Annotated in this window: 13 protein-coding genes; all 13 read right to left on the reverse strand. The window is 41.3% G+C overall.

Annotated elements, in window-relative coordinates; all coding sequences use genetic code 11:
• Positions 1-11: 11 nt before the first annotated feature.
• The gene (locus tag SKA34_RS18910) at positions 12-1,223 is read right to left on the reverse strand and encodes an aromatic amino acid transport family protein (RefSeq protein ID WP_006647120.1); all 1,212 of its coding nucleotides are present in this window, start codon (positions 1,221-1,223) and stop codon (positions 12-14) included.
• A 233-nt stretch (positions 1,224-1,456) separates the two neighbouring features.
• On the reverse strand, positions 1,457-2,773 hold the full coding sequence (gene tilS / locus SKA34_RS18915) for a tRNA lysidine(34) synthetase TilS (protein WP_006647121.1): 1,317 nt from the start codon (positions 2,771-2,773) through the stop codon (positions 1,457-1,459).
• Positions 2,774-2,876: 103 nt separating this feature from the next.
• Entirely contained in the window at positions 2,877-3,836 is a 960-nt protein-coding gene (gene accA / locus SKA34_RS18920; RefSeq protein ID WP_006647122.1) for an acetyl-CoA carboxylase carboxyl transferase subunit alpha, read from the reverse strand.
• 70 nt (positions 3,837-3,906) lie between these two features.
• Positions 3,907-7,386, reverse strand: a complete 3,480-nt coding sequence (gene dnaE / locus SKA34_RS18925) for a DNA polymerase III subunit alpha (protein ID WP_006647123.1) — start codon at positions 7,384-7,386, stop codon at positions 3,907-3,909.
• 128 nt (positions 7,387-7,514) lie between these two features.
• Positions 7,515-8,126 (reverse strand): ribonuclease HII, encoded by a 612-nt coding sequence (rnhB, locus tag SKA34_RS18930; protein ID WP_006647124.1) that lies wholly within the window; start codon positions 8,124-8,126, stop codon positions 7,515-7,517.
• A 1-nt stretch (position 8,127) separates the two neighbouring features.
• Complete coding sequence (gene lpxB, locus SKA34_RS18935) at positions 8,128-9,270, reverse strand: lipid-A-disaccharide synthase (protein WP_006647125.1); 1,143 nt, start codon at positions 9,268-9,270, stop codon at positions 8,128-8,130.
• Complete coding sequence (gene lpxA / locus SKA34_RS18940) at positions 9,270-10,058, reverse strand: acyl-ACP--UDP-N-acetylglucosamine O-acyltransferase (RefSeq protein ID WP_006647126.1); 789 nt, start codon at positions 10,056-10,058, stop codon at positions 9,270-9,272. Before lpxA ends, lpxB begins: the two co-directional genes overlap by 1 nt.
• Positions 10,055-10,510 carry a 3-hydroxyacyl-ACP dehydratase FabZ gene (gene fabZ / locus SKA34_RS18945; protein ID WP_006647127.1) on the reverse strand — a complete coding sequence of 152 codons (456 nt, stop codon included), beginning with the start codon at positions 10,508-10,510 and terminating at the stop codon, positions 10,055-10,057. The genes lpxA and fabZ overlap by 4 nt, the downstream gene beginning before the upstream one ends.
• 93 nt (positions 10,511-10,603) lie before the next feature.
• The gene (gene lpxD / locus SKA34_RS18950; protein ID WP_006647128.1) at positions 10,604-11,632 is read right to left on the reverse strand and encodes a UDP-3-O-(3-hydroxymyristoyl)glucosamine N-acyltransferase; all 1,029 of its coding nucleotides are present in this window, start codon (positions 11,630-11,632) and stop codon (positions 10,604-10,606) included.
• 112 nt (positions 11,633-11,744) lie between these two features.
• Positions 11,745-12,254 carry an OmpH family outer membrane protein gene (locus SKA34_RS18955; protein ID WP_006647129.1) on the reverse strand — a complete coding sequence of 170 codons (510 nt, stop codon included), beginning with the start codon at positions 12,252-12,254 and terminating at the stop codon, positions 11,745-11,747.
• Positions 12,255-12,271: 17 nt separating this feature from the next.
• On the reverse strand, positions 12,272-14,677 hold the full coding sequence (bamA, locus tag SKA34_RS18960; protein ID WP_006647130.1) for an outer membrane protein assembly factor BamA: 2,406 nt from the start codon (positions 14,675-14,677) through the stop codon (positions 12,272-12,274).
• 35 nt (positions 14,678-14,712) lie between these two features.
• On the reverse strand, positions 14,713-16,068 hold the full coding sequence (gene rseP, locus SKA34_RS18965) for a sigma E protease regulator RseP (RefSeq protein WP_006647131.1): 1,356 nt from the start codon (positions 16,066-16,068) through the stop codon (positions 14,713-14,715).
• The gene (gene ispC / locus SKA34_RS18970; protein WP_006647132.1) at positions 16,065-17,261 is read right to left on the reverse strand and encodes a 1-deoxy-D-xylulose-5-phosphate reductoisomerase; all 1,197 of its coding nucleotides are present in this window, start codon (positions 17,259-17,261) and stop codon (positions 16,065-16,067) included. The genes rseP and ispC overlap by 4 nt, the downstream gene beginning before the upstream one ends.
• Positions 17,262-17,301: the final 40 nt, after the last annotated feature.

Genomic DNA, 17,301 nt, shown 5'->3' on the forward strand with positions numbered 1-17,301 from the left:
TTAAACCTATATTAGCCTTTAAAGATCGGCAGTAAATTTGCCATCGCCATAATATGGAATATTGCGGTCACCACACCAAAGCCAATCACAACGTATACCGTCACATTACCGCCAGGCACAACAAACCCATCTTTCTTTTCTTTGCATTGGCGAGTCTTTTTAGCCAATAATGCCGGAATAATACACGCCCAAATCGTTGCAGCAGCACCAGCTAAACCAATCGCAGATAAGAACCCCAGTGGTGCAAATAATGAAAAGATCAACGGTGGTAAGAAAGTAATAGCCCACGTCTTCAAGCGTCCTTGTTTTGTGTCTTCAAAGCCACATAAATCAGCTAAGTAATCAAATACACCTAGGCCAACACCGATAAACGAAGAAACAACAGCGGCAATTGAAAAAATACGGATTGCTTGTTTAATACTATTTGAGTCAACCACACTATCAAGTGCTTGCGCTAAAGCATCAATACCGCCACCAGCCGAAACCACAGGACCAAATGCGTCACGAGGTACGTTGCCGAAAATACAAACCACCCACACTAAATAGAAACCTAGCGCGATTAATGTACCACCTAAAATCGCATTTTTAGCTTGGTATTCATTGCGGTAATAGTCGCGCATTGTGCTAACCGAATGGTGGTAACCAAAAGAAGTTAATGCTACGGGTAATAGTGCTAACGCATAAGGAGAATAGCTAACATGTAATTGGGTTGTATCAAGTAAAACTGGAACTTTGATATGTGTCGCTAGTCCTGAAATTCCAATTAAGAAACTTACCAACATAAAAACAATCAGTAAAATAGAAATACGATCGACCGCACGCGTTGAGTGAAGAACAAAGGTCGAACTGATTGCGACAAATAAAATAGAAGCTAACTTACTGTCAATACCTAATATATTACTAAAAATCATACCTGATGATGAAATATAGGCATAAAGCAAAATACCGCCAACAAAGTATAATGACAGGTTATTGATAATATTAATTTTAGTATTAAGTACATCTTTTGTGATGGTATTAAAAGACACTTTAAAATCATAATGCTTAAGCGCTTCTAATAATAACCAACCTGATAATGTCATCATAACCATGGTTAAAGATATTGCGATAACGCTCCAGAATGTCCATGCGCCCGCCCCTGCACTCGGTAAACCTAACATGCCCGCGCCTACACAAACGCTTGCAATAATACACGCTCCGCCAAGTGTCGATGGTTTGCTCATTTCTTTCCCTTTTAACTATCGTATCAGTAGACTAGTACACTAATACCTTTTGTATTTTATCGCAATAAAAAGTTACTAAGCAGGCAAAAAAAACAACAAAATTGAAATTAGGTACATATCCTTCTACAAAAAACATAATTTAAAAGCATAAAAAACACCGTAACAAATGATATATTACGGTGAAAGATAGGTTGTTCGAACTTGCTAGTAAAATAATGCCCTATTTGTCTTTTTTAAGCATTAAGATCAATCGTAATATCATGACCAGAAAACTCAGAGACGACAAAATACCCCACTACAGCAGCAAGCTTATCACCATAAAAGATGAGTGGCGTACGGCTACGTAACCAACTTGGCACCTTATATTCTTGATAAAGTTTTTTTAATTTTCTGCTTCCACATCGTCCTTCAGGCTTAATAGCATCACCTTGATAGTGAAAACGCAAGGTTATAGTTTCATCAGGTTCTGGCTGTCTTAATAAAGGATAATCACCCTCTTGGTTTAAAACCAACGTCCCTAAATTTTGTGGTAACAAGCAAGGAGAATCTAAATCAATATTGTCTTGCCACTGGCTAATATCATCCCATTGCAGCAGTAAATATAACTTCTTTTGATAGCGACGCACTTCAACATTTGCCCAACATAGTTTGGGATTCGCATCCTCTTTTGCCTGTACTACGTTAAACCAAATCTGCTCAAGCTGTGCTAATGATGGCATTAGGACTGATTGTTTTTTTAACCACTGACGAATTAACGCCATACCGACACGTTGGCTCACATCTGAAGCAAGCAGTAAGCTACCATCAGGTTGGATCGCTTGAGCAAGTTGTGTTGCTAATAACTCAGCTAATAATGCTTCTTGCTCACCGCACAACGCGCTACTTCGTGCGACTGATTTATGAATACTTGGCCAACGTTCAACGAGACGAGGCGTTATTTGATGACGAATAAAATTGCGATCATAACGCTCATCTTGGTTGCTTTCATCTTCAACCCAAGAGAGTTTGTGATCCAATCCGTATTGCTCAATATCAGAACGTTTAATATTGAGTAATGGTCTTAAATGCATCCCTTTAGCAAAAGGGAGTATCGTTGGCATAGCTGCTAATCCAGCAGGGCCACTCCCGCGCTTTAATGCCAATAGAAAAGTTTCAATCTGATCGTCACTGTGCTGAGCGGTTAGTAGCATATCACCCTTGTTGACGTGTTGCGCTAAAATGTTATACCGCGCTTCTCGCGCTGCTTGCTCAAGACTAATTCGGTTTCCTGTTAGCACTTTTACACGTTCAATATCACAGCAAATACCTGCACTTTTAGCCCAAAAAACACACTTATCAGCCCATATATCAGCATTAGTACTTAATCCATGATGTACATAAACGGCATGACAGCTATATTCTGGATTTTGTGTAATAAATCGCGCCATTAAATCAAGTAGTACACGAGAATCGAGCCCACCACTAAAGGCAAGAACAAACCGTTTACTTGCTGGTCGATGAGTCAATAATTGACGGCAAAAAGCAGAATACAACATGATATCTTTCAACATTAAGAGAAAACTATAGTCTATCGCAGCCTATCAAAGCACTAAATGGGAAAAACAAAAAAGGCCAGCTTAATTGCTGACCTTTTACTAAACGTTAAACCAACTTTTAGCAGTAACCATAACTCATCAGGCGCTGATAACGACGTTCAAGTAACGTCTCAGTATCTAATTCATCAAGTTCAGCCAATGTTGCCTTAAGTTGTGCTTTTAATGTATTTGCCATTAGTAACACATTACGGTGAGCGCCACCCAGTGGCTCTTCAATAATGTTATCAATCAGCTCCAACTCTTTTAAGCGAGGAGCTGTCATACCCATTGCTTCAGCCGCTTGCGGTGCTTTATCTGAATCACGCCATAAGATTGATGCACAACCTTCAGGTGAAATCACAGAATACGTTGAGTATTGCAGCATATTAACGCAATCACCCACACCAATAGCCAGTGCACCACCAGAACCGCCTTCGCCAACCACGTTACAAATAACAGGAACTTTAAGACCTGACATTACTTTTAGGTTCATTGCGATAGCTTCTGATTGACCACGCTCTTCAGCACCTACACCAGGGTACGCACCTGCAGTATCAATGAAAGTGATCACAGGCATATTAAAACGCTCTGCCATTTTCATTAAACGTAACGCTTTACGGTAACCTTCAGGCTTTGGCATACCAAAGTTGCGCTTCACTTTTTCAGTCGTGCCGCGGCCTTTTTGGTGACCAATCACCATAACAGGACGACCATCAATGCGAGCAATACCACCGACTAACGCTTTATCATCAGCAAACGCGCGATCGCCTGCCAATTCATCAAACTCTTCGAACATGTGCTCGACATAATCAAAAGTATATGGGCGCTGAGGATGGCGTGCGAGTTGCGCAACCTGCCATGCACCAAGATCACCAAAGATTTTCTTGGTAAGCTCTAGGCTTTTCTTTTCTAGTTGCTCAATTTCTTTTTCTAGATCAACCGAATTAGACTCATCACGACGAGATACATCACGTAATGCTTCAATTTTTGCTTCTAGCTCTGCAATCGGTTGTTCAAACTCGAGGAAGTTCAGGCTCATACCACTTAAAATCCTTTTGCTTATGATGATGATAGGGACTTAACTACCCTATCATAAACATTAAGCGCATTTAATTAAACTCAAGCTCGACCTGCTTATCACCTAGGAGTGTTTTTAAATCCGATATTAATTGATCGGCTGGCGTTATACGCCATTCTGTTCCTAAAGTGAGTTTGGCACGGACATTCGAGCGCTGATAGTACACATTAACAGGTACAGTTCCTGCTCTGTGTGGTTCCAACACTTGGCTGAAACGGGCAAAAAATTGCTCATCAATCTGCTGTTCTGTTACAGATATAGCAAGACCACGGAGATGTTTTTCTCTCGCTTCTGATATATCGAGCACTTCACGTGCAGACATTCTAAGGCCACCATTGAAATCATCAAAGCTGACCTGTCCTGATACCACTACAATTTTATCTTTTTCAAGCAGATCAACATAGCGATCTAAGGCATCAGAGAATAGCATGACTTCCATTCGACCTGAACGATCATCAAGTGTCATTAAGCCAATTCTGGTACCACGTTTGGTTGTCATTACACGGGCGGCAATAACAAGCCCAGCAACAGTAGCTACCTTATCACGTCCTGTTTGCTGCGCATCTTTTAAACGCCATGTTGTGTAATGTTTTAATTCTGATATATACGCATTAATGGGGTGACCTGTTAGGTATAAGCCTAATGTTTCACGCTCGCCTTCCAACCAGACTTTATCTGGTGCTTCAGGAATATTAGCATACTTATTCTCAACTTCTTCTGGTGCCGCTGTTAAAACACCAAACATGTCGGCTTGACCGAAGGCTTCGGCTTGGTGGTGCTGACTCGCCGCTTTTATAGCATCATCCAAGGTTGCCAGCATCGCGGCACGATTAGGCCCTAAGCGATCCATCGCACCCGACTTAATCAGTTTCTCCAAGACGCGTTTATTGACTTTTTTGGTATCAATACGAGCACAGAAATCAAATAAATCTTTAAAGTGACCGCCTTTTTCACGAGCACTGATAATATTTTCAATCGGGCCTTCACCGACGCCTTTTACCGCACCGATACCGTAAACAACGGCACCGTCTTCATCAACATTAAAACGATATAGACCTTTATTAACATCCGGCGGCAGCAGCTTTAGCTTCATACGGTGACATTCGTCAACCAAGCTAATGATCTTGTCCGTATTATCCATGTCGGCTGTCATTACCGCTGCCATAAATTCGGCAGGGTAATGCGCTTTTAACCATAAGGTTTGATAAGACACTAATGCATAGGCGGCTGAGTGCGATTTGTTAAATCCGTAACCGGCAAATTTCTCTACCAAGTCAAAGATTTTCATTGATAGCTCGCCATCAACGCCATTTTTTATCGAGCCTTCTTCGAACACAGCTCGCTGTTTCGCCATTTCTTCAGGCTTTTTCTTACCCATCGCACGACGAAGCATATCCGCGCCGCCAAGGGTATAACCCGCCAGCACCTGCGCGATCTGCATTACCTGTTCTTGATACAAGATAATGCCGTAAGTCGGATCAAGAATTTCTTTTAATGACTCGTGTTGCCATTTTTCATCAGGATAAGAAACCGCTTCTCGAGCATGTTTACGGTCAATAAAGTTATCTACCATGCCTGATTGCAAAGGGCCGGGACGGAATAGTGCCACCAGAGCGATCATATCTTCAAAACAGTCGGGTTGAAGACGTTTGATCAGATCTTTCATACCACGAGATTCAAGCTGAAATACCGCAGTTGATTCTGAACGCTGCAACATCGCAAAGGATTTTTGATCATCCATTGGAATCGCTGCGATATTGATAGGATCTTTACCTTGTTCAACCAAACGTGGGTTAATTAGCGCTAATGCCCAGTCAATAATAGTTAATGTACGTAAACCTAAGAAGTCAAACTTAACCAAGCCCGCAGTTTCAACATCATTTTTATCAAATTGAGTAACGGGGTTATTACCCTCAGCATCACAATATAAGGGAGCAAAGTCGGTGATGGTTGTTGGCGATATAACCACACCACCAGCGTGTTTACCTGCGTTACGCGTTACCCCTTCAAGAATGCGACACATATCAATTAAGTCGCGGACTTCTTCATCCGCATCATAGGCTTGACCTAATTGAGGTTCGGCATCAAACGCTTTCGCGAGTGTCATCCCAGGCTCTGCTGGCACTAACTTTGAAATGCGATCAACAAAGCCATACGGGTGACCTAGCACACGACCAACATCTCGAATAACCGCTTTGGCTGCCATGGTACCGAACGTAATGATCTGCGATACCGCATCACGACCATACATTTCAGCCACGTGATCGATAACCAAATCACGCTTATCCATACAGAAATCGATATCGAAATCGGGCATGGAAACACGCTCAGGATTCAAGAATCGCTCGAAAAGTAAGTCAAACTCCAGAGGATCTAGATCGGTGATTTTCAGCGCGTAAGCAACCAATGAACCCGCACCTGAACCACGGCCAGGGCCTACAGGCACATCGTTATCTTTCGACCACTGAATGAATTCCATTACGATCAAAAAGTAACCAGGGAATCCAATTTGGTTAACAACTTTTAATTCGATATCTAGACGTTCATCATATTCAGGACGACGAGCAGCACGCACTTCTGGATCGGGAAATAAAAATTCTAAACGTTCTTCGAGTCCTTCTCTGGATTTAGTAATCAAGAAGTCCTCAATTGTCATATCACCCGTTGGGAAATTAGGTAAGAAATACTCACCTAATCGAACGGTTACGTTACAACGCTTTGCGATTTCAACTGAGTTTTGTAGTGCTTCTGGGATATCAGCAAATAACTCGCACATTTCTTCTTCACTACGAAGGTACTGCTGTGCGCTATAAAGTTTAGGACGGTTGGGATCAACAAGGGTATAGCCATCATGAATAGCAACGCGAATTTCATGTGCGTCAAACTGATCAGCAGTTAATAAACGAACATCATTGGTGGCAACAACGGGTAAATCGGCTTTTTCTGCCAGCTCAATCGCAAAGTGAAGGTATGCTTCTTCATCTACACGCCCTGTACGTACTAATTCCAAATAGTAACTATCAGGGAAATGGGTTTGATAAAAAGCAACTAAGCTATCAACCATTTTTTGGTTGCCTTTTAATAAAGCTTTACCCACGTCACCATTTTTACCACCGGATAGGATAATAAGCCCTTCACGGTGATTCACGAGCCACTCTTTATCAATAACAGGCTGGTGCTGTACATGACCACGTTGGTAGGCTTCAGAAATCAATAAAGTAAGATTTTTATAACCTTCATTATTTGCAGCAAGAAGGGTGAGTTCAAATAGTTCATCGCCCATCTCAGCTGACTGTACTTTGAAATCAGCACCGATAATTGGCTTTATTCCGGCGTCATGAGCAGCAAAGTAAAACTTCACTAAACCACATAGGTTAGTAAAGTCTGTCATTGCGAGTGCAGGCATACCAAGTTCTGATGCCTTTTTAACGATCGGCTTTACTTTCGCCAAACCGTCAATCATCGAATAATCACTATGAACACGAAGGTGGATAAAACGTGGTTCTGCCATGACAACCTAATTTATTACGTAACTTAATTATGAAAATTATACCTGAAACAAGGTATGAGAGGTATTGAGCAAACAAAAAAATGGCATAGCGAATAGCTATGCCATTAGTCTGTATAAAGAAAAATCGTTTAGTCTAACCCCAACACTCGCTTTACGGGTTTAAAGCTCTTACGATGCTGCTCTATTGCACCGTATTGCTCTAATGCTTCAAAGTGTGCTTTGGTTGGATAACCTTTATGTTTAGCAAAACCGTACTGCGGAAACTCAGCACCTAATATTTCCATTTCACGATCACGGGTCACTTTAGCAATAATGGACGCGGCGCTGATTTCTGCAACGCGTAAATCCCCTTTCACCACAGCCTGTGCCGCCATCGGTAATTCAGGTACTTTGTTACCATCAATAAGTACGTAATCTGGCTGTAGACTTAAGCCTGCTACTGCGCGCTGCATCGCAACCATCGTTGCTTGCAAGATATTCAACTTATCAATTTCGTCTGCTTCACAACGACCTAATGACCAAGACAAAGCTTTTTCTTTGATTTCATCAAACAACAAATTGCGTTTTTTCTCGGTCAACTTTTTAGAATCTGTTAAGCCTTCAATGGGATTATTCGGATCTAAAATCACAGCCGCAGTCACCACTGCGCCAACTAATGGCCCACGACCGACTTCATCAACCCCAGCAATACAAGTTGCTTGCGGGTAAACAAAAGGTTCAAACTCTTTTTTATCAGCCATTTTACGCTCTATCAATCAAGGCAAGGACGGCATTTGCTGCTTGTTCATCAGCATTACAACGAATGGTTTTATGCATCTGCTCAAATTTCAACATCAGCTCAGAAGTGTCACCATATAGCATTTTATCCACTTCATGATAGAGCTTCTCTGGCGTGCAATCTTCTTGCAAAAGCTCGGTGACCAGCTCTTCATCTGCGAGGATATTTGGTAATGATACATACTTAGTTTTACGCATTTTCTTAAACAGCCACGCCGTTAATGGTTTCACTTTATAGCCCACCACCATCGGACGCTTCACTAACATGCATTCTAATGCAACGGTACCCGATGCGAGCAATACAGCATCTGAAGCAATCATTACATTACGAGCAGTATCATCCACCAGTACGAAATCGAGATCCGGTGCCGTTTGTTGCCACGCTTGCTCAAATTGTGCTCGACGTTTTTGATTAACCAGTGCAACTACAAAACCTAAATCAGGATGTTTAGTCTTAAGCTTTTTACACGTTTCGATAAACGGTGGCGCGAGCATTTCCATTTCGCTACCTCGGCTACCGGGTAACACCGCAAGCCATCGTTTATCAGGATCTAAGCCTAATAATGTTTGCGCAGCACATTGGTCGGTTTGCAATGGAATAGCGTCCGCCATTGTGTGTCCGACGAACTCACAAGGAACATTAAACTTATCGTAAAACGCTTTTTCGAATGGCAAGAAAGCAAGCACAAGATTAGTGGCAGCTTCGATTTTGAAAATACGCTTTTGGCGCCATGCCCACACCGATGGACTGACATAATGCACGGTTTTAATGCCGCTTTCTTTTAAATCTTTTTCTAGGCGTAAGTTAAAATCAGGGGCATCGATACCAACAAAAACGTCTGGCGGGTTATCGCTAAAATATTTAACAAGCTCTGCTTTGACCTTAAATAAGCGAGGTAAGCGACCTAATACTTCAACAATCCCCATCACCGCAAGCTCTTCCATATCAAACAGCGCTTCACAGCCTTCTGCTTTCATACGAGGACCTGCAACACCAACAAATTCAGCATCTGGGTGTTTGGCTTTAACCGCTTTAATAAAACCTGCACCTAAAATATCGCCGGAGATTTCTCCGGCGACAATTCCTATTCGAAGTGGCTTCGTCATTAGCGAATAATACCGCGTTCTGAGTTATCAAGCACTTCAGAGAAACGTGCTACTGATGGCCAATCTTTCGCCATTTCAGCAAGTACAAGCTTCACTTCAGCCAATGTTTTTCCTGAGCGATAAATTTCTTTGTAGGCACGACGAATAGCATGTAACTCTGGTTTTTCAAACCCATTACGCTGTAAACCAACAATATTTAGTCCAAATGGCTTGGCGTGGTTACCTTGTGCTAACACATATGGTGGTACATCTTGTACTACCGCAGAACAACCGCCAATATAGCTATATGCACCAACAGTACAGAATGGATGAATAGCAGATAACGCCATTACGCCAGCATAATCACCAACAGTGACATGGCCACCTAAAATAGAATTGTTACCAATATGAGTATGATTGCCAACAACCACATCGTGGGCAATATGGGCATTCACACACAGTAAATTGTCGTTACCAACAACAGTAACGCCTTTATCTTGGGTCGTACCACGATGAATCTGTACACTTTCACGGATCACGTTACGATCACCAATCACAAGACGTGTTGCTTCGCCTTGATATTTCTTATCTTGGCACTCTTCACCGATCACGGCGAATGGGAATATACGATTATCTTTACCGATCACCGTTGGACCTTTAATCACAACGTGTGACATCACTTCAGTACCATCACTAATTTCAACATCAGTGGCAATATAAGTGAATGGGCCAACTTTAACATTGGCGCCAATCTTTACACCGTCTTCAATCACTGCTGACGGATGTATTTGTGCGGTTTCATGGATCATGAGAATACTCGTCGTGCACATTTAAGTTCAGCTGAACATACCACTTCACCGTCAACTGTTGCTACGCCATTAAATAGCGCAATACCGCGACGCTCCTTGATAAATTCAACATTCAAAATAAGCTGATCGCCAGGGCCTACAGGCTTACGAAACTTTGCTTTATCGATACTTGCAAAGTAGTACAGTTCATTTTCAGCAGGTGCACCAAAGGTTTTAAATGCAAGTAGACCTGTTGCTTGTGCCATCGCTTCTAAAATCATTACACCTGGAAACACCGGCATATTAGGGAAATGACCAGTAAATTGAGGCTCATTGACAGAAACATTTTTGATTGCTGTTAACGTTTTGCCTTCATCATAATTAGTAACACGGTCAATCATTAAGAAAGGATAACGATGAGGAAGCAGTTCCTGAATTTCTGTGATGTTTAGCGTCTTATTTTCGCTGGTCAAAACTAAATACCTGTCTTAGAGAGAATAAAATAATATTCAATATAAATGCAAAACGGCCTACACAAGGTAGGCACATCAATTAAACGTAAAAACTTACTTCTCTTTCGCTGCGAGTTCTCTTTCAACAGCTTTTAAACGTTTGTTCATATCATCAATACGATGAACACGCGTTGCAGTTTTACGCCATTCGCGGTTTGTTTGTAATGGAATACCTGAAGAATACATACCTTTTTCTTCAATACTTCGCATTACCATACCCATACCTGTGACGGTTACACCATCAGCAATGTTGATATGGCCATTTAATACTGATGCACCACCAATAATACAATATTTACCAATTTTGGTGCTGCCAGCGACAATTGTACCACCTGCCATCGCTGTACCATATCCGATCTGCACGTTATGGGCGATTTGCATTTGGTTATCAATGATCACATTGTCTTCGATAATGGTGTCATCGAGTGCACCACGGTCAATCGTCGTACATGAACCAATTTCAACACGATTACCAATCCGCACAGAGCCCAGTTGAGGGATTTTTACCCACTCACCTTTCTCATTAGCATAACCGAAGCCATCTGCACCAATAACCGTGCTTGACTGCACTAAACAATCGCTACCTAACTCAACATTGTGATAGATAGTGACATTCGCCCATAATTTAGTGTTATCACCAATAACCGCATTTTTACCGATAAAACAACCCGCACCAATTTGCACGTTATTACCTAAAGTAACACCAGCTTCAATCACTGCGTTATGACCAATAGCAACGTTATTACCAAGTGTAGACGTTGGATCTATAAATGCAGATGCGGCTATCTCGGTTGCTGCTGCTGGCGTTGTATCTAATAGTTGTGCAACTAATGCGTAGCTTAAGTAAGGATCTTTAACAACTAATGCATTACCTTGGAAGAATTCGACATCCGCTTCTCGTAGCATTACTGCATCAGCCTTGCAATCAGCAAGTTGCTTACGGTATTTGCTATCAGAAAGGAACGTTATTTGACCTTCCACAGCCTTGCTCATTCCAGCAATAGAATGGATTTCCACAGAGTCGTCGCCTTGAAGCTCTGCACCTAATTTTTCAGCTAGTTTAGCAAGTGAAATTGCAGCCATATTTACCTTATACCTATTGTAACAACAGCCACAAAAGTGGCTGTTAGTACGCTAAAAACTGGTATATCGCAAAAATAGTGATATACCAATCATTATTGCTTCATATTACTGATTACTTTACCGCAGCAATCACTTTAGAAGAAAGATCATCTTTCTTATTCGCGAATAAAACAGCTTGTGCGTCTAACACGATGTTATAACCATTTTTCGCTGCAACTGTATCAATCGCTGTACGGATTTTCTTAACAAGCTTCTGCTCTTCTTCCATACCACGACGACGTTGATCTTCCGCAAGTGCTTGTGCTTTTAGTTTATAATCAGAATCAAGTTGAGCAAGTTCTCGTTGAAGCTTTTGACGTTGATCTGAACTCATTAGTTCACCATCACGCTTCAATTTATCAATCTTGCCCTTCATCTTAGTTTCGATAGAACGTAGTGCCGCAACACGACCACTGAATTCTTTCTTTAACTTATCTTGAACCTTGTAACGCTGAGCTAACTCAGACATTGCTTGACCAGTAGATACGTAACCAATTTTTTGAGCAGCTTCCGCTGCATTTGCGTACATAGACGAAGATAGAATTACCAAGCCAAGACTTGCTGCTTTAATCCATTGTTTCAAAAGTTCTCTCCTCAAAATTAGAATGTCTGACCAATTGTGAATGTGAAGAATTCCTCATCATCCCCTTCATATTTCTTGATTGGTTTCGCAACCGAGAATACAAGTGGACCCATTGGTGACATCCACTGTAAAGCTGCACCGGCAGAAGCTCGGATCATACCTGGATCAGAGTAATCAGGTATATTATTTGTAGTACCTGCTGGGTGATACTCTGTATTCCAAACACTACCTGCATCAACAAAGAAGCTAGTACGTATTTGATTTTTCAGCTCATCAGAAGCAAATGGCGTTGGAACAATCAGCTCCATACTTGCAAGCGCAATCGCGTTACCACCATCTGCATCATCACTATTAACCCAACTAGGGTTGTTACCCTGACTACCTGAACGATATATTGCTTTAGGACCGACAGTATTTGAACGGAAACCACGAATGGTACTAAAACCACCCGCATAGAAGTTTTCGTAGAATGGCATTAGCTGATCACTACCATTATCCGTTGTGCCGTAGCCGTTACCGTAACCTAATTTACCACGTAGTAATAAGCTGAAATCTTGTTTTTCCGTTAAAGGAATATACTGACGCACATTGTACTGCGCTTTAAAGTACTGTGAATCAGAACCAGGGATTGTCATCTTAAATGATAAATCTTGGCGATTACCTGAGGTTGGAAAATACCCTCGATTTAAGTTGTTACGCGTCCAACCAATAGTCCAACTAAAATCATCCAATTCAATCGTACTATCTGGATCTAAATTAAATCCATGCGCGCGCTTAAATTGACTAACTTGGTAGGAATCAGCCACATCAGAGATCTTATTATGATCGTAACCCAAACTAAAGTTAAAGTAGTTTAACTCATTAAATGGGAAGCCCCACGTTAAGCTAGTACCGTAGCTTTGGTTGGTATAATCCGAGATATTGGCATCAGATGCCTTAAACTCGTTATAATAGATCTTACCACCAAGACTGACATTATTAATCGTGAAATAAGGATCGTTGTACTCAAGGCTAATGTTTTTAGAGTAATCATTCGTCATAGCATTGATACCAAAACGATTACCCGTACCTAAGAAATTATCTTGGGTCAAACCAGCTTGGAAACTAATACCTGATTCAGTACCGAAACCAACACCGAAATTAACACTACCAGAATTGGCCTCTTTCACGTTGTACTTAATGTCAACCTGATCATCAGAACCAGGTACTCGTACGGTTTGTACATCGACATTTTCAAAGAAACCGGTACGGTTTAAACGTTTTTTACCTGTATCAATCTTCTTCGCATTTAACCAAGTACCTTCCATTTGACGCATTTCACGGCGTAAAACTTCATCTTTAGTATTAGTATTACCACGGAACTCGATATTACGAACGTACATACGTTTACCTTGCTCAACATTTACAACCAATGATACTTCATTGGTCTTATCATCAAACTCTGGATATGTTGTCACTTTCGGGTAAGCGTAACCTGCTTCACCAAGTTTACTTTTAACCGCTTCTTCTAGCGATGTAACAGCAGCGCCGTTATAAACAGAGCCAGTCTTAAATGTTACCAGCTTATCGAACTCAGCAGCACGACCTGAAACATCACCACGGAACTGTACGTTCTTAACTTTATACTGATGGCCTTCATGGATTTTAAGAGTGATATACACGCCTTTTTTATCCGGTGAAATAGACACTTGTGTATCATCGAGTCGATATTTCAAATAACCATTATTCAAATATTGAGAACGTAGCGCTTCTAAATCGCCTTGTAATACTTGTTTTTGATATTTTTCATTCGCCATGAAGTTCCACCAAGGCACGTCGTCCTTAAGTGTAAACTTGCTGCGTAATTCATCATCACTGAAAACATGGTTACCTAAAATGTTAATCTGCTTAATTTTTGCAGACACACCTTCAGTGAAAACAAATTTAATATCAGCACGATTACGAGGCAGAGGCGTAACAACAGCTTCTACCGTTGCGTTGTATTTACCAACACTGTAATAGAAATCCTCTAGCCCTTTTTCAATTTTTCGTAACGTTGTACGATCAAGCGCTTCACCCACACGCAAACCTGATGCATCTAAATTTTCTTTTAGCTGCTCAGCTTTGATTGCTTTGTTACCTGCAAAAGTAATATCAGCAATTGTAGGACGCTCTGTTACATCGATCTGAAGCGTATTGCCGTCACGATATACTCTAATATTTTCAAAGTTGCCAGAAGAGTAAAGTGATTTTATCAGTTCTGAAATATCCTGTTGATCAACAGTATCTCCAACGCGGACTGGCATTTTTAACAATGCAGCACCTAACGTGACACGCTGAAGTCCTTCAAAACGAATGTTATCAACTACAAATTTATCTTCCGCACTATGCGCAACGCTACTGGTTAAAAGCAGCGATGCGACCAACAGTTTTTTAATCGCCATTACTGTTCTGATTATTCCTTGCTAAAAACGCATTATTAAAGACGGGTAAAATCATTGAATAGCGCAACGGCCATTAACGCAACCAAAACGGCTGATCCCACTCTATAGCCAATATCCTGAATTCGTTCTGATACAGGACGACGGGTTACAGCTTCAATGGCGAAAAACATTAAATGTCCTCCATCCAATATAGGAAGCGGTAACAAATTAACTATACCTAAATTGACACTTATCAGTGCTAAAAATCCGAGAAAATAGACCAGACCAAAGTCGGCGGTCATTCCTGCACCTTTTGCAATGGATATCGGTCCACTGAGGTTTTTAATTGCAACATCACCTGTAAATAGTTTAGTGACCATATCAAAAGTCAACGTCACTAATTGTTTAGTTTTTTCTGTTGCTTTAACCGCAGCTTCAATTGGACCAAACTGCAAGTTTACTTTATAAGACTCAGGCCACGGTTCAATCTCAGGCGCTAATCCTACATAGCCAACTTGATTACCATCTGGTTCAACCTTACTACGAGGAACTAATGATAACATCACAGGTTCATCATCTCGCAACACTTCAACTGAAAGCGGTTGCTCAGGGTGCATACGCACCGCATCAACAAACTGCTGCCATTCAGTTACAGGCTTTTTATCAATTGCTACAATCTTATCATTTAATTTAAATCCTGCATCTACTGCAGCACTATTATCAACCAATTGCGCAACATTTAACGTAATTTTAGGTCGATAAGGCGTAATACCTAATGTTTTTAGTACTTTCTCAGACTCAGGATCATAAGACCAATGAGATAGATCTAAAGTGCGCGTCACGATGACATTACTGTCAGGCTCTGTCGCTGTGATCACCATACTCTTATCACCAATATGAGAAATCATTGCCATATTGGCTGATTCCCAATCTGATGTTTCGATTCCTGAAATAGATTTAAGTTCCATTCCAGGTGTAATTCCTGCTTGTGCCGCGATAGATTGTGGAGCCACTTCACCAATATATGGCTTTAGCGCAGGGACCCCGATTAGATACACAACCCAATATGCAAAAATGGCAAAAATAAAATTAGCTAAAGGACCTGCAGCAACAATTGCACTTCGTTGCCAAAGTTTTTTGTTATTAAACGCCATATGACGCTTTTCAAGGGGAACTTCTTCTACCCGCTCATCAAGCATTTTTACATAGCCGCCCAATGGGATCATTGCCAATGTATATTCTGTTCCGTCTTTTCCTTTACGACGGAAAAGTGCCTTACCGAAACCAATAGAAAAGCGTTCAACGTATACACCGCAACGGCGAGCAACCCAAAAATGACCAAACTCATGGACTGCAATTAATATTCCTAGAGCAACTAAAAAAGCACTTAAATTGCGGATAAATTCAATCATGCAAATTCCTTGGTGATGACATCTGAAGCAAGTTGACGCGCTTGTTTATCTATTTCCATTACCTCAGCAATATTGTGAGGTTCAACAAGCACGGCTATTTCTAGCACTTTTTGGTTCACTTTAGCAATATCTGTAAAACAAATTTCACTCGCTAAAAATGCAGCAACAGCCATTTCATTAGCAGCATTCAACGTCGTTGTTGCCGCTTGCCCTTGATAGCACGCATCAATGGCAAGCTTTAAACATGGATAACGATCAAAGTCTGGTTTCATAAAAGTAAATTCACCAATTTGACTAAAATCAAGCGGAGCTACACCTGCATCGACACGTTCAGGGTATGCCATTGCACAAGCGATCGGCGTACGCATATCGGGTAATCCCATTTGCGCAATAACAGAACCATCTTTATATTGCACCATTGAGTGAATAACAGACTGCGGGTGTATAATGACATCCATTTGCTCGCGGCTGGCATTAAATAACCAGCGTGCTTCAATATACTCTAGACCTTTATTCATCATTGTGGCTGAATCCACAGAGATTTTTGGCCCCATTGACCAATTAGGATGAGCAATTGCCATTGCTGGTGTCACATCATCTAACTCTACAATATTAGTGTATCGAAACGGACCACCGGAGCCTGTCAATAACACTTTGCTCACGCCCGATGCTGATAAATCACAACGTCCCATACGCTGCTGAATATTTGTCGGCAATGATTGAAAAATTGCATTATGCTCACTATCAACTGGTAATAATTCAGCGCCATACTGTTCACAAGCATCAATGAACATTTGTCCTGTCATTACCAGCGCTTCTTTATTAGCAAGTAAAATACGTTTGCCTTTTTTCACTGCTGCCATAGTTGGTAATAAGCCTGCTGCGCCAACAATCGCCGCCATAACAGTGTCTACATCATCAAGTGCTGCTACTTCACAAACACCCTGCTCGCCAGCAAGCACTGTTGTAGCAATTTCCTGCCGCTTTAACAACGTCATCAATTCTGCTGCAGCTTGAGTATCAAACATCGCAGCAAATTTCGGTCGCCATTGCTGACAAAGCGCAAACATTTTTTCAACATTTGAACCTGCAGCAAGTGCTACTACTTCAAATCGCTCAGGGTTTTTAGCAACGACATTTAAAGTACTGCTACCTATTGAGCCCGTAGCTCCTAGGATCGTTAACTTACGCATAAAATCACTTACATTTACAAAAAAGGCAGCGTAATGGCTG

The organism is Photobacterium sp. SKA34 (genome assembly GCF_000153325.1).
Classification (GTDB): domain Bacteria; phylum Pseudomonadota; class Gammaproteobacteria; order Enterobacterales; family Vibrionaceae; genus Photobacterium.